The sequence below is a fragment of the Parvularcula bermudensis HTCC2503 genome, assembly GCF_000152825.2.
In the GTDB taxonomy this organism is placed as follows: Bacteria; Pseudomonadota; Alphaproteobacteria; order Caulobacterales; family Parvularculaceae; genus Parvularcula; species Parvularcula bermudensis.
In genome coordinates this window covers 529588-550132 of the sequence record NC_014414.1, presented here as the reverse complement: position 1 = coordinate 550132, position 20545 = coordinate 529588, and the positions used below count along the sequence as shown (strand labels likewise).

The following is a 20545-nucleotide window of genomic DNA, read 5'->3' as shown; positions in this document are numbered from 1 at the left end:
CAAGCATATGGCGTTTCTTTCCTTCCTGTCTTCCTGCCCCAAAGCGACGGAGACTTTTGGACGCAGATTGGGCCAGGTGCTGAGACCGGGCGATGTGGTGTCGCTGGCCGCAGAGATGGGGGCGGGCAAAACGGTTCTGGCCGCGGGGGTCGTCCGCTCCCTGATGGGAGAGGATATTGACGTCTCAAGCCCTACTTTCACCATCATTCATGACTATCCCGGCTCCCCCCCCGTCAAGCACGCCGACCTTTACCGTCTGGCCGAACCTGACGAGATATTGGAATTGGGCTTGTTCGACGACGACGCGGCAATCGTGCTCGTCGAATGGGCGGAGAAGGGGGCTGCATTTCTGCCGCCGGGATATCTCGAGGTCGGCATTCACCTCGTGCCGGAGGGGCGGATGATCGCTCTGTCAGGGGACAGAGAGTGGCAAGAACGTTTGACCGGAAGAGGTATCGATGAGCCTTGTTCGTAAAGAGACCGGCATTGATCGGTCCGCCCAATTGGCGGCCTTTGTCGAAGGCGCCGGCTGGCAGGGAGATGTCACCGCTCCCCTCAGGGCCGATGCGTCGACCCGTCGGTACATTCGCCTGACCGGCGGGGCCGCGCCGGCCTTGTTGATGGATGCGCCGCCAAGGGCGGAGGCGCCCGCTTGCCCCCCCTCAGCGAGTGAGGCGGACCGACGGGCCCTTGGGTATAATGCCCTTGCACGGCTCGCTGGACCCCGACTTGAGGCCTTCACATCAATTGCGGCCTATCTCAACGCTCACGGGGTTCGGGCGCCGCAAGTGTTTGCCGCCGACCCCGATCTGGGCGCGGCCATCGTCGAAGATTTCGGCGATACGCTGCTTGTTCATGCCGCCACCGATTCGGTTGCCGAGGCGCGCCTCTATCGGGCGGCCTTATCGACGCTGCGGCCCCTGCGGCAGGTCGACCTTGCCCCCTGTCAGGTCGGGACTTGGCCGCTTCAGACCTATGACGCCTTGGCGATGGCGACCGAAGCGCGGTTGCTTCCTGAGTGGTATGCAGACTATCGTGGGGTGGAACTCTCCCGTGACGCGCTCGCCGCATGGGATGAGGCGATTGCGGATCTTCTCGCGGGGCTCAGCCCTCCGAAGAAATTGGTGCTGCGAGATTTTCATGCAGAGAATGTCTTGGTGCCTGAGGATGGTCGCCTGGCGGTGATCGATTTCCAGGATGCCTTGATCGGTCACGCGGCCTACGATGTGGCCTCCTTAATCGAAGACGCCCGGCGCGACCTTGACCCAGGTCTTGGGGCAGAACTCCTCGCCGAAGAGGCGCGACATATCGAGACGCCGGACGTCTTTTTGTCCGACTACGCTATTTTGACCACTCAACGGAATGCAAAGATCTTGGGCATTTTCGCACGGCTCATCCGCCGTGATGGAAAGGCTCAGTATCGTCAATTTTTCCCGCGGGTCGAGGCGCACTTTGCCAAAGATCTGAGGCGGGATGCCGTCGCCCCCTTACGGCGTTGGGCTGAAATCTATATGCCCGCCCTGTTGACGCCTTCGGGAGCAGAGACATGATCGATACCGCCATGGTTCTTGCCGCCGGCCTTGGGACTCGTTTCCGCGAAGTGGCGGGGGACCGGCCCAAACCGCTGGTGCCGGTGGCGGGACGGCCATTGCTCGATTGGGTCTTGGCAATGCTCGACGATGGCGGGGTCAAACGGGCGGTGGTGAATATCCATTATCAACCGGAGATGATGCGCGCCCATTTGCAGGGCATTGAGGTTCCGAAGGTGGACATCTCCGACGAGACGACCGCCTTGATGGAGACGGGCGGGGGATTGATGAAGGCGACCCCCCTGTTGGGCGAGGGGCCGGTCTTTTGTACGAATACGGATGCCATCATGCCCTTCGAGGGGGGGAGGCCGGTCGAGGCTCTGCGATCCGCCTGGCATGACGAGCGCATGGATGCGCTCTTATTATTGATCCCCCTTGGGCAAACCTCCGGCTATAAGGGATCTGGCGATTTTACGCTGGATACTGATGGACGGCTTTCCTGGTCAGGGCCGGGAGAGCGGTTTGTCTATTCGGGGCTCCAGATCATTCATCCGCGTCTTTGGTCCGGCCTGCGGCCCGAGGCGCAGTCGACGACCGTCTTCTGGAACCAGGCGATGGCGGCCGGCCGCCTTTGTGGTCTCGTCTATGACGGCCGCTGGATGCATATCGGCGACCGCCCCGGCTTCGATAGGGCGGTGGAGGAATTAGAGGGACACGCCGCGTGACCGCCAAGTCGGACACTTGGCTCACCCACAGGCTGCGTGCCGATCCGGCAATCTTCACAATTCCCCAAGGGGTGCCTTTCCTCGAAGCGCTCGTCGCGCCATTAATGCGGGCATTCGAAGGCGATCCTGCTGGCTTAGCGGATCTTACGATATATCTGCCGAACCGGCGGGCGGCTCGGCGGTTGATCGATCACCTTGCCGCCTCGGCGCCAACGGGGACGGTCATTTTGCCCCAATTGCGGGTCCTCGGTGATATCACCGAGGATGATTTGATGTTCTCCGCGCCCGATATGGTTGCGGATGAGGAGGTCCCGCTTGCTGTCGATCCCATGGATCGTCGTCTGATCCTCGCTCACCTGCTAGCCCAGCGTAAAGCTGCGGAAGGCGATACTGCGGCCCCGGCACGGATGTCGGCGGCGGCATCGCCGGATTGGCCAAGTCTCCTTGCCGGGGCCGATGCGTTGGCCTCGGTGCTCGATAGCTTTCATCGCGAAGCGCTGCCCCTCTCGGCACTCTTGTCGATGACGCCCGAAGACCTGGCCGGACGTGCGGCGGATCATTGGCACGAGCATCTGCGCTTTCTTTCCATCTTGGCGGAAGCCTGGCCGGCGATTTTGTCTAAGCAAGGATGTATAGAGCTATCGGATCGCCAAACACGACTGATGACGGCGCTTGCCGACCACCTATCGGCCACGCCGGACGGGCCGCCGATCCTCATCGCCGGGGCTCTCGGCGCGACTGAAGCGACCGCCCATCTGATGGAGAGTGTGGCCAAAAGTCCGCGCGGCGCCGTCATCCTCCCCGGGGCGATGCCGATGGCGGCGGATCAATCGACCCTGCTGCCGCCTTCTCATCCGCAGGCGGCCTTTCAACGCTGGCTTCGGCGGGTTGGAGGAGGGGCGAGCGTTGACCTTTCCCCATGGGACGAGCGGATGACGGACCGGAAACAGGCGACCCGGGCCTTCTTATCCCTGGCGCTGACGCCGGCCGAAGAAACCGGTGACTGGCACCGGCGATTTGCCGACTTTCGTGACGCCTATTCCCTCGATGAGGCGTTGGCGCCCCTTTCCTTCGCCACGGCCGGGACGCCGAATGAGGAGGCGGATTTCGTCGCCCTCCTCCTCCGTGAAGTTCTGGAGACAGAGGGCAAAACCGCGTTGCTCGTCACGCCGGACCGCGATTTGGCGCGCCGGGTATGTGCGAAATTGCGTCAATGGGATATTCGCCTCGACGATTCGGGGGGGACGCCGCTCTATGGGGCTTATCGAGGGACCTATATTCGTCAGTGGGCGCATTGGCTTGGTGCCCCGGATGATCCTGTTGCCCTGGCGGCATTGGTCGCCCACGGCCTTTTTCTAAGGGGGCTCACCCGCAGTGACAAAGAGCGACTGGCCCGGCGGGTGGATCGCCGATTGCGCGGCATGCGGCCGCGGGACTGGCAAGACACCCAACGGCGCCTGGCGGGGGAGGGGCCGTCTCCTCTTGAGACGGAATTGTTGCAGGACCTAGACGCGGCGCTGCGGGCATTTCAGGCGGCGACAACCCAGCATGAGCGATTGAGAGCCCTTATCGAGATCGCTGACCGGTTCGCTCGCTCCGCCGACGGCGATCAATTGCTGTGGCAGGATCAAGACGGCGAAGCCCTTGCCGCGCAGCTATCGGCGATGATGCAGACGGCCTTCCTCCCCGACTGTCCCCCGGCGGCCTTTGCCTCCCTGTTTGAGGCCCTATTGGGGAGCGCTGTCATTCGTACCTATGGCACCCATCCCCGTCTGACCGTTCTGGGACTGGTCGAGGCCCGCCTGCAATCCGCCGACCGGGTCATCCTCGCAGGGTTGACGGAAGGGACCTGGCCGAAATTGACGACAGCCGATCCCTTTCTTCCCCATAATGTTCGTCTTGCCCTCGGTCTGCCGACCCATGATGCCGAAGTCGGTCGGTCGGCCCTCGACTTTGTCGACCATGCGTTGGGGGAGGAGGTCATCCTTATACGGTCGGAAAAATCCGACCGCGGACCCGCCCTTCCTTCACGGTGGCTGACCCGGCTTTATAACCTGATCGAGGCGGCGAAGCAGACTGAAGCGACGGACATCACCGGGCGCCTTAGAGGGTGGGTAGGGGCGCTGCGCCATCCGGCCAGCGTTGATCCGGCCTTGCCCCCAATGCCAAGACCCGCAGCGGCGCTTCTGCCCGCGCGTCTGTCCGTTTCGGATATCGGCCAGCTCATTCGCGACCCCTACAGCGTTTATGCCCGGCGCCTTCTCCGGCTCTTCCCCCTTGATCCGCTGGCCCAAGAGCCGGCGGAGCGGGAGCGCGGAACGCTTTTTCATGCGGTTTATGAGCGGCTGGCAAAGGTCGCCCCCGATCGGGTCACGCAGGAGGTGTTCGCCCACGCCCTCGCTGAGACAATCGACGACTGTCTTTATCCGTCTGAATGCCACGACCTTTACGCGATGATGGGGCAACGGGCGGGGAAGGCCTTTTCGGTGATCAGTCAAACCCAGCGCCGTGACGGGGCCACGGCGACCTTCGCGGAAATAGAAGGGGAATTGACCGTGATGGCGGGGGGGCGGTCTATCGATCTCTACGGACGTGCCGACCGTATCGATCTTTATCCGGATGGGACCTACACGATTATTGATTATAAGGGGGGCAGCGCGCCGACCTTCAAACAGGATGCGTCTTTTGAACCTCAATTATCGGTTCTGGCGATGATGGCGGCGGCTGGCGGATTTAAGGATCTGCGGCGTGGACAGGTTCGGCGCCTTGCCTATACGCCCATGCTCCGAAAGGAGGCATGGTCTGTTCCGTTTACCGAAGAAAAGGTGCCGTGGATGGTGGCGGGAGAAGACCTCAAGGCACACCTTCTCGAGACAGCGCAAAATTTGAATAGGATGATGACAGAGTTTGTTTCGGGACAGTTCGTCTTTCATTCTCAATTACGTCCTTTCAAGTCCAATAGCGAAGGTGATTACGATCACCTCGCCCGCCGACGCGAATGGGCCGGGATGGATGGGTCGGCGGATGGCGGGGGGGAGGCATGACAAACAGCGCCCTCGACCCCCTCGCCGAAACCACCGCCATCCAACAGACCGTCTCCGATCCGCGGCGATCGGCTTGGTTGTCGGCGAATGCGGGATCCGGTAAAACCCATGTATTGATCGGTCGGGTCATCCGCCTATTGACGGATTTGGCCGATGGGGGGCGGGAGATTGATCCCTCTTCGATCCTCTGCCTCACCTTCACGAATGCGGCGGCGGCGGAGATGAAGAACCGTTTGTTCGACATTCTCGGCGAATGGTCATTGCTCTCGGACGAAGCCCTATCCGACGCTCTCACGACGCGTTTCGGTCGATCCCCCGCCGCCCCGTCATTGATGCGAACCCGGCGTTTGTTCGCGCGGGCGCTTGATACCCCCGGGGGGCTTCGTGTCCAGACGATCCACGCCTTTTGTGAGTCCTTGCTGCGGCAATTCCCGCTTGAAGCGGGGGTGATGCCCGGTTTTTCCGTCCTTGATGACGCCGAATATGCCGCGCTTATCCATCGCTGCCGATGGCAGGCGCTGCGCGCTCTCCAGGCGGAGGGGTTTGCCGGTGATCATTTGACGGTCCAGGAAAAATTTAGCCAGGAATCGGCTGTCATGAAGGCTCTTGCCGGCATTGAGGCCTCGGATCTTATGCCCACGGAGGACCTGATTGAACAGCTGGGCGAAGGGGGCGACAGCGATGTCGATGACATCAAACGGCATTGCCTTCAGACCCTCGATCGTGAGTTTGTCAGGCAATTTTCCCGTATCGCTCCAGATATCGCAAAGGGGGCAAAGGAAAGAACATTCCGTGCCCGTGAAGCCTTGTCCGCGTGGGAGGCGGATGACCCGTCGGCTTTCGACCATCTTTGTAGCGCTTTTTTAAAAGCCGACGGCCAGCGACCCGCTGACAAGACGATGGCAGGGAATAAGGATATCCGCGGCATCCTTCCTTCCGTCGCGGCAGAGTGGGCCGAACTCGCCACGGCTTTGGAGGCGGCGCGTCACCGGATCACGGCATGCGCGATCATCAGAACCCACGCGGCGACCGAGCGCCTGCTTCGCCGTACGACCGATTTTTGTCGAGCGGAGAAAGCCCGGCGCGGTCTGCTCGATTACGACGATTTGGTCGCTTCGGCGGCATCGCTCCTGACCCGGACCGATCATGCATGGCTTCAGTTCAAGCTCTCCCATGGTCTGCATCATCTGTTGGTCGACGAAACCCAGGATACGGGGCCATCTCAATGGTCCGTTCTCAACCCCCTTCGCCAGGCGCTGTTGGCGCATAATGGGGAGGTGCCGAAAACGGTCTTCTTCGTTGGGGACCGGAAGCAATCGATATACGCCTTCCAAGGGGCGGATGCTGATTTGTTCGAGAGGGAGCGGGCGGAGACGGAGACACTCGCGTCGCGCGATCACTTCGTCAGTCGGCAATTATTTCTCTCCTTCCGATCGTCGCAGGCAATACTCGATGTCGTCGATGAGAGCTTCACCCCTGAGGAGGCCCGGCGCGGGCTATCGGACGACGCGCCCATTCGCCATGTTGCCGCCAAGCCCGATTTGCCGGGAAAGGTCGAGTTATGGCCCCTTGAGCGACGCGATGAAACGCTGACGGAGGATCCGTGGAGCGCACCGGTGGATGCGGTGCGGCCTGAGCATCCGACACGGAAACTGGCCAAACGCCTTGCCGCCGATATCAAAAAGCGCGTGGGGCGTGATGATTGTATCCTCAAAAACGGCGACAAGCGTCCGCTCGCCTATCGCGATATTTTGCTTCTCTGTCAGACAAGGGGGCCGATATTCCACGAGGTCTTGCGCGCTCTCAGCGAGGCGGCGATCCCCACCGCTGGGGCGGATCGCTTGCCTTTGATGGAAGATATTGCCGTACGCGATCTATTGTCGGCCTTACGATTTGCCGTCAATCATGAGGATGATCTCAGTCTCGCGGAACTGCTGAAATCACCGTTGGTCGGGATCGACGACGACCTTCTATTCGCTTTGGCCCATGGTCGGGATCAAGGCGTGACACTCTGGTCCCGGGTTCGGGAGGCGGCCGGATCGGATGATCGCCTGGCGGCGGCGGTCGCGATGATTGAGGAGGCTGAGGGCACAGGTCACGCATCGGGCCCATTCGCTCTGTTGTCGTCCTATCTCGATGGGGGACAGCCCTCGGGGTGGCTGAGATTCCACCGACGCTTAGGGCTCGGCGTGGATCTGGCGCTTGAGGAATTATTGACCGACGCCATTGCCTTTGAACAAGCCGAGCCCCGATCCCTGGTCGGCTTTGTGCACTATCTCGAACGCAGTCTCTCAGATGGGCGGATCATCAAACGAGATTCAGAAGACACCGAGGATGTCGTGCGGGTCATGACGGTCCACGGGGCGAAGGGGCGGGAGGCCCATACGGTCTATTTGATCGATGCGAATAAACCCTCCGAGCTCAAGGCGGACTTTATCAAAGGGGACGGCGGAAAATTGATCTGTCCGCCGAGCGGCGTCAGCCATCCCTTGCTTGATCTGGCCAAGGAAAAGGCAAAAGCGCGGGAGCGGGAAGAATATCGGCGGCGCCTCTATGTCGGTATGACCCGTGCCGAACAGCGATTGGTCATTACAGGGACGGCTGGAACGAGCAAGGACGACCCTGAAGCCGTGGCGGAGGCAAAGCCCCCCGCAGAGGCGAGTTGGTACGGTCTTGTGGCCCAGGCCATGACGCGGCTTGGTGAGCGGGTTGAGAGACAATCGTCCCCGGGGGAGGCCCCCTTGCGCGTCTTGTCGGTGGCTTCATCGCGGGACCGGCGCGTTCAGCCGGACAAGGCCCGCCAATCGGCAGCGTCGGCAATACCTAACTGGCTCTTCCGCGCCGCCGATCGAGAGGTGGAGGAGCGAACGCTCGCCCCCTCCCATGCGGTGGACCAGGACCAGGGGCGATCGATCTCCACAATCGGTCCCTTGGCGATGGTGGAGGGGCAGGGGGCGCGGCGGCGCGGCATCTTGCTACACGGACTATTCGAACGTCTGCCCCCCCTCGCGCCGGCCCAGCGCCGCCCCCTCGGCGCCCGCTATCTGGCCTGCCATGGCGGCGATATCCCCGCGGAGGAAAGGGCGCGCTGGCTGGAGGAGGTCCTGGGGATCTTGGAGAATGAGGCCTTCGCCGAGGTCTTTTCGCCGGCGGCGAAAACAGAAATGGCGATCGCCGGGCGCCTCGGAAATAGGCGCATCAGTGGGCAGATTGATCGTCTCGTTCTTCGCGAGGAGGAGGTCGTTTTCGTTGACTTCAAAACCCATCGTCCCCCCCCTCGCCGGGTGGAGGATGTTGAGTCCGCGACCCTCAGTCAGATGGCGCTTTACCACATGCTCTTGCGGCAACGCTTTCCAGGTCGCCGCGTCACTGGGGCCCTCCTCTGGACTTACACCGCGCAGCTGATGCCGTTGCCCGAAGCGGTTCTCTTGTCGGCATTAGAAAAGGCGCTCTAAGGTCCGCTTGCGATGCGTCGGCGAACCCTTAGATGGGGTCGAGTTAGAGAATGGCTCCTTGGGGCCGTTACAATGTAAGGAAGAATGCCATGGCGACGAAAACCGTCACCGATGCCAGCTTCGAGCAGGATGTCCTGAAAGGCACCGGCCTTGTGCTGGTCGATTTCTGGGCGACCTGGTGTGGCCCCTGCCGGCAAATTGCCCCGGCCCTCGAAGAAATTGCCGATGAGATGGGGGATGACCTCACCGTCGCTAAGCTCGATATCGATGAAAACCCGACGACCATGATGCAATATGGCGTTCGGGGGGTGCCGACATTGATGTTGTTCAAGGAAGGCCAGCTCGTCTCCACCAAAGTGGGGGCCGATGCGAAGGGGGCCATTCTGGCTTGGGTCAAGGAAACCGCGAGCGCGGCCTAATCTTGCGCCCCCGATCATGAGGGGGCTCTCTATGCAGGGGGCAGGGCCGAGGCCGCGCCCCCCACAAACCTTAATGAAGGGGGCGCGGCCAGGGGGGCGCGCCCCCTATTATATTGTGCCTTGCCGGATGGGGGGACGGGCGGCATGGCCGACAGCGCAAGGCGCGCTAGAGCCGTCTTAAGTAAACTTGAGTGGTAGAACGTCTCTAGGTCGTTGTTTTGCCGTGTTCTCTTGACGCAAACCGGCGCCCGCTTCGCCTTTAAAAGGCCCTAGCATGCACCGATCGCTCAAGCCTTGGCCGGATCGTCTGTCTTGCGCTGACCCGGCTTGTCATTGCTCGGCTCTTCGGGCTGTCCCTCCGGCGCCAGGCCTTTATCCTTCGACAATTGGTCCATCAGGCCTTCACCCGTCGCGGGCGTGCTGGGGGCCGAGGTCGCCGTCTCGTCGGCCGCGACCTCTTGCACGGTATCGAGCGAGGCCGGGGCGGAAAGGAGCTTGACCTCTTCGAGGGTCAGGCTCGTGCGGATGACATCCAGGGGCGGCGGCGCGAGACGCCCATGGTCGCCGAATTCCCGGATCAGCCGCTGCCAGCCATCGGTGGTGAAGACGAAGCTGCCATCTGCGCCGGGGACAGGATCGAGGGGGGCATTGGCCGCGCGATCGAGCCATATCTGTGCGGCCTCGGACCCGTAGAGCCCTCGAACCGCTGCCGCCATGGCAGAAAACGTGCGGGCGCGCGGATTTCGGGTCAGGAGGGGTTCGAGGCGGGCCTTTGCCTCAGTAAACTTACCCAGCCGGTTTTCCTGTTCAGCGATCAGCAATTGGCTTTCGTCTGCTTCCGGCCGCTTATTGGCGAGGGCGATCAAGCGATCGGTGCGGCGCTCGAGTTTCTCCTTGGCATAGATCTCGTCCATGGTCTTGGCGAGGGCCGGATGGGGGCTGATGGCCCAGGCCTCGTCGAGCAGTTTCCCGGCGCGGGAGCGGCGACCGGCTTTGGTTTCCAGCTCGGCGGCGAGCACGGCGGCGGGGGCAAAGCCCGGCGCCTTGCGAAGCGCTTCTTCGGCCTCTTTGATCGCGGTATCCGTATCCTCCGCCGCTTCGGCACCATAGGCCATCGCTGTAAGGAGAGCGGCCTCGCGACGACGGGACGGCTCTCCTTTTTCAAGCCCGTGCTGTTGTGCCTTGAGCAGGGCATCGCGGGCCTCGCCCCAGGCGCCTCGCTCCAATTGCAGGGCATAGACGGACTGAAAAGCCCAACTGGCGCCTGGCCGCAATTTGAATGCGCGCTCGGCATATTGCCGGGCTTCTTTCCGGTCGCCGGAGGCCATGGCCTGAAGGTAGAGGCCGCGTAGGCCGAGAAATTCCGTTTCCGGCGCTTGCAGCATGGCGGCAAAACTTTGCTGCGCCGTCTCTTCGTCCCCGGCCAATTGGGCCGCCTGGGCCGTCAGCAGACGGCTCAGGCCAGCTTCGTTGCCTTGCTGGCCCAATTGTTTCTGCGCCGTCCGCGCGAGCCGTTGGGCATCGCTGGCGTCCCCTGCCGCCACAGCTTCCAGACCGCGGGTGAGGGCAATCAGCCCCCGCTCCCGCCGCCGCTCGGCCCGTTGTCGGCGGATCGAACTGGGAAGCCTGACGATCCCTGACAGGATGAGGGTCGCGCAGATCAGCAGAACGGCGCCGATCAACGCCGCGCCGAACAGCACCGAAGAGCGGGCGGTGATATTGGTATCGCCGAAACGGATGACGGCGAACCCCTCGACGGAGGCAAGGCCGGTGATCGCCGCAGCCAGCACGGCGATAATGGTGAGGAAGACGAGGATTCTGATCATAGGTGATCACTGCCCCGACTGGGGAAAGGGTGCAACAGCACCGTTTCCTCAGCCGGCCTGCGACGCGATTCGTTGCTGCATAGCGCGGATTTCCTGACGGGCGGCGGCCTTCGCCTCAGCGGCGTCGATCCATGAGTCGAATGCCTCAGCGGCTTCGCCCTCAAGGGCGTCCAGTTCATCGATCGCGGCGTCCAGATCATTGGCCTCAAGGCGGGATTCGGCGCGGGCGATGATCGCTGAGGGCGTGTCGCCGGGGATATCGCCGACCTTACGCACCGTGAACAGGCTCGACAGGTTCGCGCTGAACCGGGCGATGGGCCCGTCGGCTTCTTCTCGCTTGACGCCGGACAGGGCCTGACGAGCGGCCAACTGATAGCTGGCCATCAGCTCGGCTTGTGTCGGCAGACCGGTGGCGGCGAAATCCGACAGTTCACGCGGGAAATTCATGTCCGGCGCGATCTGGTTGATCGTCTCTAACTGGCGGACAAAGGTCTCGCCGCTATTGATCCCGTCATCGAGGTCCGACAGCGCGAGCAGGAGCGTGCTTTGACGCGCGGCGGTGAGATCGGTGGAGGTGATCGTCTCGATCCGGTCGTTCAGCTCCGCGAGCCGTTCGTTCGACTGCTGTTGCTCTTCCCGAAGCTGACGGACTTCCTGCTCGGTCCGCGCCAGTTTGCGATCGATGACCTGTTCGGTTTGGGCCAGAACATCGGATTTGATGTCTTCGAGATTGGGGCCGCCGGGGGCCCGTTCGGCGAGTTGCGGTTGGGCAGGAGCCTCAGTCGGCGCCGCGGATTGCGGCTGATTGGTCGACTGATCCTCAGCCGCCATCTCCTGGGTCGTCTCCTGTGCCGTATTCTCGGCGCTCGGTGCCTCGGTTGCGGGCGCCTGAACGGATTGCGCTTCTGTCTCGGCTGACGGCTCGGCCTGGTCAGCGTCAGCGTCAGCTTCGGCTGCGGCCTCAGCCGCCGCGTCGGTTGCTGCGTCCTCGGTCGCCGCCATTTCGGCGGCTTCGTCTTCAGCCGCCGCCATTTCGGTGGCAGGGGCCTCATCCTCGGCGCCAGCCTCCTCTTCCATGGCCTCCCGGCGGGCGCGATTGCGCTCCGCCGCCAAGGCGACAAGGCTGCTCTGACGCGCATCGTCACCCTCGGGGGCGGCGGCGGCGGGGCTTTCTTCCTCCGCGGGCGTCTGTTGTGCCATGTCCTGGTCGTCCGCCACCGCGTCCGTCTCGGTGGGGGTCTCGTCAGCGCCGCTATCGGCCTCAGCCGTAACCGCTTCCGCCCCTTCGTCCTCGGTGGTTGCCTCAGATTCCGTCGCCGAAGCGGCCGCTGGGTCCTCGGACGGCGCTTCCTCAGCCGCGCTCGCCGTTTCTTCGGCCGCGTCTTGCTCTGGGGCGGGCGCGGTGTCAGCGGTGTTTTCCGCCTCGGTCATCGCCGTTTCAGGGGCGGCGGATTCGGCATCGTTCTCGTCGCCGACATTGTCGCGGCCCACAGGGTCACGGACAATGGGGCTGGCGATCTCGCCCGCGCCTTCGGCGAACAGGGTCTGCTCCCCCTCAGCTTGGGTCGGTGTGCCGCCGCCATCGCGGTTCAAGAAATAGACAAGGCCCGCCACCACGACGATGGCCCCGACAAGGATGCCAAAGGTGCCCGCGCGGCTCGTGCCGTCCTCGACCGGCGCCTCGGCACTCGTCTCGCCTGCGGCTTCTCCATCGTCGAGAACTTCTGCTTCTTCAGTCGTTGCCTCGCCCGATGCGCGCTCTTCTACTCGTGCAGTTTCGTCGACGATTTCCGCATCAATCGCCTCGTCGGTCTTCGGGGTCTCGGCGGACGATGCGTCGACACTCTCTTCCGGTTTCTTAGGCTCTTCCGGCTTATTGGGATCGTTATTGTCAGAAGGCGGATTGGTCGAGGACATTTACTTTCTCACAGATGCGACGGCATGGACGGCTCGCGGGAGCCAGCGAGCGGGTTAAGCACACTTGCCTCCCTATGTGCTCCCGCTGCGAAGGCTGTCAATGAAAGCAGGTAGCGTTGGTTCAGACGCGATGACGACTTGGGCGAAACGATCCTTATCCAATGCGGCGGCGACAGCTGGACTGAGGCAAAAGATTTGGGCGGGCACCGAAATCCGTCCAAGGCAGTCGTCGAGAAGGCGGAGAAGAATGGTCGCCGTTCGGGGGGAGAAAAGCGCGATGCGGCAAGGGCCGTGGGGCGTCTCACCGGCGCGCAAGGCGTCGAGAAGCGGGGCGGGGAGGACCGTTGCGGCCTTCGCCTCGTAGAGGGGGATGCCGCGCGCCGGGCGGCCGGTGGCCGCTAATCGCTCGACAAGCTGTCCCCGGCTGTGACGGCCGCGAATGTGCAAAAATCCTGTGGCGGGCGCCGCCATAAGGACGGGGAGAAGGGTGTCGACATCGCCGCCGCCGATATCGGCCACCGTCAGACCGATCTCAGAAGCGGCCTCAGCGGTTGCGGTCCCCACGGCGTAGGCCGGCGCTGTCAGAGCGCCGCCGGTAGCCGACCAGGCGCGGACCCCATTGCGCGACGTGAAGACCAGGGCTTCGCCCTTGGCGAGCGGCGGGGCGGCGGCATCCGCGATGACGATATCGAGAAGGGGGGTGGGGATCGCCTTGAGCTCCGCCGACGCGAGGGCCGCAACGGTTCGTGTGGCATCGGGCTCGGGTCGAGTGACGAAGACAGTCATTGGTCGCCGAGCATAGCCGCCAAATCCGCCCCCGCTTCGGCCCGCATATAAGCGGCAAGATCCGCCCCCGCCGCCCGGGCGCTGTCGAGCACCGCTTCCCATGTCATCCCGCCAATGGCGACGGTCCGCTCACCGCGCAGCACGCGCCGCCCATCGGGGGTGAGGATCTGACCCTCAAGGATCAGACTGTCGCCGGTTTGCCGGGCGAGACCGCCGATCGGGGTCTTGCACGATCCGTCGAGCCCCGAGATCAGCGCCCGTTCCGCCGCGGCCGCCAGGGCGGTGGGGCGGTTATTGATGTGGGCACAGGCCGACAGCGTCTCGTGGTCCCCCGATCGGGCCTGAACGCACAAGGCACCCTGGCCGAGGGCGGGCAACATGCGGGCGGGGGAGAGGGCTTCGCGCTTGACATCGGTCATGCCGAGGCGTCGGAGCCCCGCTTCGGCGAGAAAGGTCCCTTCGGCTTCGCCGGCTGCGAGCTTTTGCAGTCGGGTGCCGACATTGCCGCGCATGGGGACCAGCGCGAGGTCTGGCCGCAATCGGGCCAATTGCGCGCGGCGCCGGGTCGAACTGGTCCCAATCCGGGCCCCGGCCGGCATCTGGTCGAGGGGGCGCCCATCGAGGGTCACAAAGGCGTCGCGCGGATCCTCCCGCACCGGCACCGCCGCCAAGACCAGGCCCGGCGGCATCTGCGCGGGCATGTCCTTCATCGAATGAACCGCGATATCCGCTTGCCCGTCGAGGAGCGCGATCTCGATTTCCTTCGTGAAGAGGCCCTTGCCGCCGATATCGGCCAGGGTCGGATTGAGCATTCTGTCGCCCGTGGTCACAAAGGTCTCGTGGGGAAAGGCCGCGTCGCGGTCGACCTCGTCAATGCCGAGCGCCTCGGCTAGGCGATCCCGCACCCACAGCGCCTGGGCCACCGCAAGGGGGGAGCGTCGGGAGGCGATCCGCAATGGCTTGAAGGACATGGGATGCGGCCCTAATGCCCCTAATATGACCATGCAAGCGGCATCGGGGCCGCTCGTCCTCGGAATCGAAAGCAGTTGCGACGACACGGCCGCTGCGGTGGTGCGGGCGGGTCCGCCGGGGCAGGTCGAGATCCTCTCTTCGATCGTCGTCGGCCAGGAAAAGGCTCATGCCCCCTATGGCGGTGTGGTGCCGGAAATCGCCGCCCGAGCCCATGCCGCCAAGCTGCCCTCAGTGGTGGCGACCGCCCTTCGGGAGGCGCGGGTGGAGCTGGGCGAGCTCGACCTCATCGCGGCGACCGCCGGGCCGGGATTGATCGGCGGGGTGGTCTCCGGCCTGACCTTTGCCAAGGGGCTGGCGCTGGCCACTGGGGTTCCGCTGGTCCCGGTCAATCATCTGGCGGGCCATGCGGTCTCGGTCGCCCTCGAACACCCCATCGCGTTCCCTTATTTGCTGCTGCTTGTGTCGGGGGGGCACAGCCAAATCCTGCTGGTGCGGGGGGCGGCGGATTTTCTGCGCCTTGGGACCACGATCGACGACGCCGCCGGAGAAGCCTTTGACAAAACCGCCAAATTGCTCGGCCTGCCGGGGATGGGCGGGCCCGCCGTCGAGGCGGCGGCGCGGGGCGGCGATCCTGGGGCCTATGCGCTGCCCCAGCCCCTCGCCGGGCGACCGGGCTGCGATTTTTCGTTTTCGGGTCTGAAGACGGCCATTCGCCAATGCGTGGTGGCGGCCGGAGAGTTGACGGAGACCCAGCGGGCGGACCTTGCCGCGGCGTTCCAGGCGGCGGCGGTCGGCCACTTGACCAAGCGGACCCACCGGGGGCTCCTGGCGGCGCGGGCGCTCGCGCCTGAGGTCACCCATCTCGTGGCGGCGGGCGGGGTCGCGGCAAACCAAGCGCTGCGCCGCGCCTTGGAGGGGGTGGCTGAGCAAGAGGGCTGGACGCTCGTCGTGCCCAGTCTACGCTATTGCACTGACAATGCTGCGATGATCGCCCTTGCCGGGGCGTATCAGCTGGAGGCGGTCGGCGCGGGGATGATCGACGACACGCTGACCAGCGTGCCCCGATCCCGCTGGCCCCTCGATATGGCCGCCACCGGGCCTGTGGTGGGAACGGGCAAACGAGGACGGAAAGTATGATGACCAACGCAGATCCGTTTCGCCGCCTTTTCGTGCAAGGGGCGGGCTCTTGGGGGACGGCCCTTGCCCTGCTCGGGCTTCAGACCGGCGCTGAGGTCGTTCTTTGGACGCGGCGAGAAGACCATGCGGCGGCGATGCGCGGCGATCGGGAAAATCAGCGCTATCTGCCCGGCGTTTCCCTGCCGCCCGCCCTGACGATCACCGCCGATCGCGGCGCCATCGCGGGGTGTGATGCCGTCCTGTCCGTCGTGCCCGCTCAATTCGCGGGCGGCGAACTCGCGGCCCTGCGTGAAGCGAGCGGCGCGGCGGCGCTGCCGGTGGCGCTGTGCTCGAAGGGGATTGAGGCGGAGACCCGACGCCTGATGCCAGAGGTTCTGAAGGCGGCTTGGCCCGAGGCGGCGCCGGCCATGTTATCTGGCCCCAGCTTTGCCGCCGATGTCGCCAAGGGGTTGCCGACGGCGGTCACCCTCGCCGATGCGGACAGAGACCGGGGGGAGCGCTGGCTGGCCACCCTCGGGACGCTGACCTTCCGGCCCTATTGGTCGGCGGATTTGACCGGTGTCGCCATTGGCGGGGCCGTCAAAAACGTCCTGGCCGTGGCCTGCGGAGTCGTCGAGGGGCAAGGATTGGGGGAGAGCGCCCGCGCCGCCCTGATGGCCCGCGGCTTTGCCGAAGCGGCACGCTTTGCGGTGGCGCTGGGCGCGAAGGTCGAGACCCTGAGGGGGCTGTCGGGGCTCGGCGATATGATCCTGACCTGTGTGTCGCCCCAATCCCGTAATTACAGCCTAGGCGTCGCCCTCGGTCAGGGGGAGACGGCGGCCGACATCCTCAGCAAGCGACATACCGTGGCGGAGGGGGCCAAGACCGCGCCGGTCCTGACCGCCCTGGCCAGGGAGCATGGAGTCGAGATGCCCGTCGCCGAGGCCGTAGCGGCCTTGGTTGCCGGCGACATTGAGGTTGATGATGTCGTGGATTCCCTGCTCAGTCGGCCGTTGCGACCTGAATCGCCCCTTCTGCGCGACAAAACCTAGACGACATTATCCCCCTGAAGCATGTAGATTGATTTGCTATGTTCTGTTTATGGCAAAACAACAGACAGTCTGTCAGTTCTACCGACGCTTTCCCGATGACGCGGCGTGTCTCGAACACCTGATTCGCACACGATATGGCGACCGCCACGAGTTCCAGTTGTGCGGAAAATATGCGCGCTATTACCGGATCAAGAAGCGCCGCTCATACGAGTGTGAGCATTGCGGCTTTCAGGTCTATCCAATGGCCGGAATACCATTCGAAAACACCCGGACCAACCTTCAAGACTAGTTTTTTTTGTTATGCACCTGTTCTCCGCTTCACGGAACGGCGTGAGCGCCAAGGAAGTCGAGAGGCAGATTGGCGTGACCTACAAGACAGCATGGTGCATGTGTAAGCTCATTCTTGCCTATATGACCGCAGTGGACGGTGACGATTCAATCGGTGGTGACGGGAAGTCTGTGCAGGTCGATGAAACCTTCGTGGGCGGCTAAAAGCGCAGCGCGCCCGGCGGTAAATGCAAAACAGTTGTCATGGTCATGGCAGAAAAAGGCGGCAACGTGGTCACTCGCGTCTTGGAAGATCGCAAACAGGACAAGCTCTTTGATGCCATCGAAGACAAAATCAAAACCGGCTCTACGATCCATACGGACGAGCTTCGCGCTTATATCGCGCTCCGCGACAATCCCAACTACATCCACAAGTCAGTGAACCATTCTGGCGGCGAATATGTCGCCAAGTGTGGCGCGACTACGAACGAGCTTGAAGGGTTCTGGAACCTGTTCAAGGCCGCTTACCGGGGTACGTATGTATGTCCATGTGTCGAGGAAGTGTCTTCCCCTATACTTTGGCAAGTTTGAGTATAGTTGGAACCTGCGGAAACGGCCCGCATCTCTTTTCGAGAGCCTGGTGCAAGGGCTTGCTGCGCCGGTTTGCCGGACAGCCTAACCTTCAGTAAGCGGTCGAATTTAGAACCATTTTCATATCTTTCCGAATCTGTCAAGCATCTCTGCCGTCCATTTGTCGTCCAGCCACTTTAATAATATGCGCTCGGAAAACAGCTTTTCGCCTTCATCAGTTGTTACCATCCCACCGCGGTAATTATCATCATGTTCGTCAGTGGCGGCACGGGTGAAGCTCTCTTTGAGCACCCTCTCGCACCAACTCCAAAATATACTGTGCTCAGCATTCGACCTCGGGTTGTCTACGCGGCTGAACGCGTACTCATCTGCAAAGAAATCTGCAACTGACTTTGGCTTCTTACCCATGTCATTTCTGTAGCGAGCCCATTGACTTCTCTCTATTATTTTCACCGCTCGATTTTCATCTACCAAGACGGGCTCATCTTTAATCTTCTCCATAGTAGCCACGACCACTCGTCGTGCTCCCTTTCGAATGGCGAAAAGTCCCCTCGTAAGAAAAAGCCACGCATCGTATAGTTGCGCAAGCCCACGAGGTATCAGTGGCCAGATCAGGCACAGTCCGACGATGCCCAACGCACACCTGAATAGGAGCAACCAGTCCGGGTTGTTCATCCACGCAGGGCATTGCTCCACAGCTGCAAGCTCTATGGTCCATTTACAGAGGTTGGAACTCACCTCTTGCGGATCATTTTCCATCGCGAAAAAAGCTACCGCACCAAATATAGCTATCCCGATCCTTAGCGGAGAGAACTTCATAGGATAGTCGCGCGGCACTTTGACATCCCGCCATATAGCCACTGATTCACGTCGCGGCTTTAGCAATCATTGAAAAGGGCTGCGCCAATCGCGATACATGTTTTAAGGGGATAATGTCCAACCTAGAGCATTTTCAACCGAAGTGGACCCCGGCTCGCGTGAAATAGTGATATAAAACAAAGACTTAGAGACTTACCGCAAATCCGGTTGATCATAGGGCTCTAGGGTCGAGTGCTACATGAGAGGGAGCGGGACAAGTCGATCCTTTGGGCCGCCCATGTGGGCCGCGCCTGTGGGCCGCGGATCTACAGGGAGCGGCAGCTACGGTCTGGACGTTCGCCGCTGACACCTTTGAACCAGCCCTGGCTCCAAAACTCACCGCCCTCAGCCCCGAGTTCGGTGCTGCAATAGCGGAAGCCCCCCTGATATTCGATCCGTTCGAGCCCCTTGCTGCCTTGATAGGCCGACCCATAGGCGTAGGCTTGGCGGTAACAGGTGCACAAATCCCGCTCGACATTGCCGGAGAATTGGATCCCCCCCGTGCCGAAAGTCGTCGTGGCTGTGTCCGCCCCCAGCGGGCGGTAGCTGGCCATCTCCCGCGCATCGCCGTTTCGAACCAAGGCGACGGCGACGAGGGCGCCCACAACCAAAATAAAGAAAACGGCGAAAACGCTTTCCGTCCGACCCATCATAGCCGCCACCCCTTTTGCCCCTTTACCTTATCGCAACGGCGCCGAATGTCCACGTGGTAAGCAGGGAACTCTCGCCCCTATGGGGGCAGTCGTCCGCTGTCGTCAGGCGGCTTAGGACACCGTTTCGGTCCGCCGCCGGGCGCTGGCCCTTTCTTTCACGCTTTCGGATTTTAACTGGCCGCACGCCGCCGAGATATCCCGACCCCGAGGCGTGCGGATCGGTGAGGCATAGCCTGCCTGGTTCACAATATCGGCAAAGCGTTCAATGCGATCCCAGGATGAGCATTCATAGGGGCTGTCTGGCCAGGGATTGAAAGGGATCAGATTGATCTTTGCCGGGATACCGCGGAGGAGACGCACCAATTCCCGCGCTTCGGCATCGCTGTCATTGATCCCCTTGAGCATGACATATTCAAAGGTGATCCGCTTGGCGTTCGAGGTCCCTGGATAGTCTCGACACGCCGCTAAAAGCGCATCGAGGGGCCATTTCTTGTTGATCGGCACCAATTCGTTGCGCAAGGCGTCATGGGTCGCGTGGAGGGAAATGGCCAGCATCGCCTCTGTGCGCTCACCAAGGGCGCGCATCTGGCTGACCACCCCCGATGTCGAGACGGTGATCCGCCGACGGGAAATGGAGATCCCTTCGCCATCGGCAATAATATCGATCGCCTGGGCCACCGCATCGAGATTATATAACGGCTCCCCCATGCCCATAAACACGATGTTGGAGAGCTGGCGGTCATCGCGGCTGCTCGGCCATTCCCCGAGATCGTCCTTGCAGACAATGATTTGGGCGATGATCTCTTCGGCTGTCAGATTGCGGACAAGGGCCTGGGTGCCGGTATGGCAAAAGGTACAATTCAGCGTGCACCCCACCTGGCTTGAAACACAAAGGGCTCCGGCCCGCCCCACACCGGGAATGAATACCGCTTCGGCCTCAATGCCCGGGGCAAACCGGATGAGATATTTACGGGTCCCGTCTTGGGAGACCTGGCGTTCGGCGACTTCTGGGCGGGAGAGGTCGTAAAGCGCGTCCATCTGCGCCCTTAGCGCCTTCCCGATATTCGTCATCTGATCGAACTCTCGGACGCCGTGGGAATAGATCCATTGCCAAACCTGGCTCGCCCGCATCTTGGCCGCCTTCGGCGCAAGGCCGAGGTCGGCCGCAAACAGCGATTGCAGCGCCGCGCGGGAAAGGCCGAACAAGCGACGCCGTTGAGGGGCGGCCGCCTCGGGAAGAGTGGAAATCAGGGTTGTCATGTTAACATCAATTATCGCGATCGCTGCCCCTACAGAAAAGGGGTGACAAGCGAAAGTCGGGGGCCGCTCAATCTT

At 62.5% G+C, this 20545-nt stretch carries 15 protein-coding genes and 1 pseudogene; 9 read left to right on the top strand and 7 right to left on the bottom strand.

Features of this window, described 5'->3' with window-relative positions:
* The first annotated feature begins 7 nt into the window (after positions 1–7).
* The 6 genes from tsaE to trxA all read left to right on the top strand — a co-directional run bounded on the left by tsaE (position 8) and on the right by trxA (position 9172).
* Entirely contained in the window at positions 8–475 is a 468-nt protein-coding gene (tsaE, locus tag PB2503_RS02590) for a tRNA (adenosine(37)-N6)-threonylcarbamoyltransferase complex ATPase subunit type 1 TsaE (RefSeq protein WP_013299662.1), read from the top strand.
* The gene (locus PB2503_RS02585; RefSeq protein ID WP_013299661.1) at positions 459–1550 is read left to right on the top strand and encodes an aminoglycoside phosphotransferase family protein; all 1092 of its coding nucleotides are present in this window, start codon (positions 459–461) and stop codon (positions 1548–1550) included. Before tsaE ends, PB2503_RS02585 begins: the two co-directional genes overlap by 17 nt.
* Positions 1547–2254 carry a nucleotidyltransferase family protein gene (locus PB2503_RS02580; protein ID WP_013299660.1) on the top strand — a complete coding sequence of 236 codons (708 nt, stop codon included), beginning with the start codon at positions 1547–1549 and terminating at the stop codon, positions 2252–2254. Before PB2503_RS02585 ends, PB2503_RS02580 begins: the two co-directional genes overlap by 4 nt.
* Positions 2251–5298, top strand: a complete 3048-nt coding sequence (gene addB, locus PB2503_RS02575; RefSeq protein ID WP_013299659.1) for a double-strand break repair protein AddB — start codon at positions 2251–2253, stop codon at positions 5296–5298. Before PB2503_RS02580 ends, addB begins: the two co-directional genes overlap by 4 nt.
* Positions 5295–8753, top strand: a complete 3459-nt coding sequence (addA, locus tag PB2503_RS02570; protein WP_158305815.1) for a double-strand break repair helicase AddA — start codon at positions 5295–5297, stop codon at positions 8751–8753. The genes addB and addA overlap by 4 nt, the downstream gene beginning before the upstream one ends.
* Before the next feature lie 89 nt (positions 8754–8842).
* Positions 8843–9172 carry a thioredoxin gene (gene trxA / locus PB2503_RS02565; protein ID WP_013299657.1) on the top strand — a complete coding sequence of 110 codons (330 nt, stop codon included), beginning with the start codon at positions 8843–8845 and terminating at the stop codon, positions 9170–9172.
* Between the two features lie 287 nt (positions 9173–9459).
* Here the strand turns inward: trxA and PB2503_RS13715 are convergent, their stop codons facing one another.
* The 4 genes from PB2503_RS13715 to hemC all read right to left on the bottom strand — a co-directional run bounded on the left by PB2503_RS13715 (position 9460) and on the right by hemC (position 14672).
* Complete coding sequence (locus PB2503_RS13715) at positions 9460–10998, bottom strand: heme biosynthesis protein HemY (RefSeq protein ID WP_013299656.1); 1539 nt, start codon at positions 10996–10998, stop codon at positions 9460–9462.
* Between the two features lie 48 nt (positions 10999–11046).
* Positions 11047–12915, bottom strand: a complete 1869-nt coding sequence (locus PB2503_RS13710) for a COG4223 family protein (protein ID WP_013299655.1) — start codon at positions 12913–12915, stop codon at positions 11047–11049.
* Between the two features lie 72 nt (positions 12916–12987).
* Complete coding sequence (locus PB2503_RS02550) at positions 12988–13701, bottom strand: uroporphyrinogen-III synthase (RefSeq protein ID WP_013299654.1); 714 nt, start codon at positions 13699–13701, stop codon at positions 12988–12990.
* Positions 13698–14672 (bottom strand): hydroxymethylbilane synthase, encoded by a 975-nt coding sequence (gene hemC, locus PB2503_RS02545; protein ID WP_013299653.1) that lies wholly within the window; start codon positions 14670–14672, stop codon positions 13698–13700. The genes PB2503_RS02550 and hemC overlap by 4 nt, the downstream gene beginning before the upstream one ends.
* A gap of 25 nt (positions 14673–14697) precedes the next feature.
* Here hemC and tsaD point away from each other — a divergent pair, with 25 nt between their 5' ends.
* The 3 genes and pseudogenes from tsaD (at position 14698) to PB2503_RS14240 (ending at position 17787) form a co-directional block, all read left to right on the top strand.
* On the top strand, positions 14698–15810 hold the full coding sequence (gene tsaD / locus PB2503_RS02540; protein WP_013299652.1) for a tRNA (adenosine(37)-N6)-threonylcarbamoyltransferase complex transferase subunit TsaD: 1113 nt from the start codon (positions 14698–14700) through the stop codon (positions 15808–15810).
* Positions 15807–16841 carry an NAD(P)H-dependent glycerol-3-phosphate dehydrogenase gene (locus PB2503_RS02535; protein WP_013299651.1) on the top strand — a complete coding sequence of 345 codons (1035 nt, stop codon included), beginning with the start codon at positions 15807–15809 and terminating at the stop codon, positions 16839–16841. Before tsaD ends, PB2503_RS02535 begins: the two co-directional genes overlap by 4 nt.
* Before the next feature lie 49 nt (positions 16842–16890).
* Positions 16891–17787 (top strand): annotated as a pseudogene (locus PB2503_RS14240) (IS1595 family transposase).
* 32 nt (positions 17788–17819) lie between these two features.
* Here PB2503_RS14240 and PB2503_RS02520 read toward each other — a convergent pair.
* The 3 genes from PB2503_RS02520 to rlmN all read right to left on the bottom strand — a co-directional run bounded on the left by PB2503_RS02520 (position 17820) and on the right by rlmN (position 20470).
* Complete coding sequence (locus PB2503_RS02520) at positions 17820–18536, bottom strand: hypothetical protein (RefSeq protein WP_148235167.1); 717 nt, start codon at positions 18534–18536, stop codon at positions 17820–17822.
* A gap of 287 nt (positions 18537–18823) precedes the next feature.
* Entirely contained in the window at positions 18824–19210 is a 387-nt protein-coding gene (locus PB2503_RS02515; protein ID WP_013299647.1) for a hypothetical protein, read from the bottom strand.
* Between the two features lie 111 nt (positions 19211–19321).
* On the bottom strand, positions 19322–20470 hold the full coding sequence (rlmN, locus tag PB2503_RS02510) for a dual-specificity RNA methyltransferase RlmN (RefSeq protein WP_013299646.1): 1149 nt from the start codon (positions 20468–20470) through the stop codon (positions 19322–19324).
* Positions 20471–20545 lie beyond the last annotated feature (75 nt).

Coding starts and splice junctions, on each gene's coding strand:
- tsaE (WP_013299662.1), top strand. CDS start 8: ATGGCGTTTCTTTCCTTCCTGTCTTCCTGCCCCAAAGCGACGGAGACT.
- PB2503_RS02585 (WP_013299661.1), top strand. CDS start 459: ATGAGCCTTGTTCGTAAAGAGACCGGCATTGATCGGTCCGCCCAATTG.
- PB2503_RS02580 (WP_013299660.1), top strand. CDS start 1,547: ATGATCGATACCGCCATGGTTCTTGCCGCCGGCCTTGGGACTCGTTTC.
- addA (WP_158305815.1), top strand. CDS start 5,295: ATGACAAACAGCGCCCTCGACCCCCTCGCCGAAACCACCGCCATCCAA.
- trxA (WP_013299657.1), top strand. CDS start 8,843: ATGGCGACGAAAACCGTCACCGATGCCAGCTTCGAGCAGGATGTCCTG.
- PB2503_RS13715 (WP_013299656.1), bottom strand. CDS start 10,998: ATGATCAGAATCCTCGTCTTCCTCACCATTATCGCCGTGCTGGCTGCG.
- PB2503_RS13710 (WP_013299655.1), bottom strand. CDS start 12,915: ATGTCCTCGACCAATCCGCCTTCTGACAATAACGATCCCAATAAGCCG.
- PB2503_RS02550 (WP_013299654.1), bottom strand. CDS start 13,701: ATGACTGTCTTCGTCACTCGACCCGAGCCCGATGCCACACGAACCGTT.
- hemC (WP_013299653.1), bottom strand. CDS start 14,672: ATGTCCTTCAAGCCATTGCGGATCGCCTCCCGACGCTCCCCCCTTGCG.
- tsaD (WP_013299652.1), top strand. CDS start 14,698: ATGACCATGCAAGCGGCATCGGGGCCGCTCGTCCTCGGAATCGAAAGC.
- PB2503_RS02535 (WP_013299651.1), top strand. CDS start 15,807: ATGATGACCAACGCAGATCCGTTTCGCCGCCTTTTCGTGCAAGGGGCG.
- PB2503_RS02515 (WP_013299647.1), bottom strand. CDS start 19,210: ATGATGGGTCGGACGGAAAGCGTTTTCGCCGTTTTCTTTATTTTGGTT.
- rlmN (WP_013299646.1), bottom strand. CDS start 20,470: ATGACAACCCTGATTTCCACTCTTCCCGAGGCGGCCGCCCCTCAACGG.